2 tRNA genes are annotated in these 632 nt (G+C 64.7%); both read right to left on the bottom strand.

Annotated features, from left to right (window positions below):
* Positions 1–330: 330 nt before the first annotated feature.
* A tRNA-Ala gene (locus HL658_RS36485) sits at positions 331–406 on the bottom strand.
* A 74-nt stretch (positions 407–480) separates the two neighbouring features.
* Positions 481–557: transfer RNA gene (locus HL658_RS36480), tRNA-Ile, on the bottom strand.
* Between the last annotated feature and the right edge of the window lie 75 nt (positions 558–632).

The raw sequence follows: 632 nt of genomic DNA, 5'->3' as shown, positions 1-632 counted from the left end.
GGCATCCACCAGATGCCCTTATAACGCTTGATCCTTGACAACTGGGTTGCCGCCCGTGCGCAGGGGCAAGCCCCGACGCGACGTTCCGCAACCGACCGTCAAGATGCATCGACGCCCCAACCAACACAGCGGTTTCCCACCGGCGGCCGGGACGACGCGTCCTCGGTCACACACACATTTCCCTCTTCACACTGTCCAAGAGCCCGCCGCGCCAAAGCGCAGCGCCAAGGGGTGCTTGCGCCCCCATGGCTCACGTTGCCGTGTTGTGGTCACCTTCCACATGGATCCCGATGGTCCTTCCTCCGTCCTCCATCCGCCCCGGTACGGGGTTGGTGGAGGCAGACGGGATCGAACCGACGACCTCCTGCTTGCAAAGCAGGCGCTCTCCCAACTGAGCTATGCCCCCGATCCAACCCGGACCTGGCGTCGCAGACATCGGCCTGTCCCCCTTGCGAAGAACGCGAGACACGACGCCGGAGATGGTGGGCCAGGGAGGATTTGAACCTCCGACCTCACGCTTATCAAGCGCGCGCTCTAACCAACTGAGCTACTAGCCCCGCGCGGACGACGCACGAGGCGTCGTCCACATCGAGATCCGTGAGAAGGGATGCGCCGGCGGCGGCTGTTGCGGC

Source organism: Azospirillum oleiclasticum (genome assembly GCF_013423485.1).
GTDB classification, from domain to species: domain Bacteria; phylum Pseudomonadota; class Alphaproteobacteria; order Azospirillales; family Azospirillaceae; genus Azospirillum; species Azospirillum oleiclasticum.
Note: the sequence above shows the minus strand (reverse complement) of the source record. Positions and strands in the feature narration are given on the sequence as shown.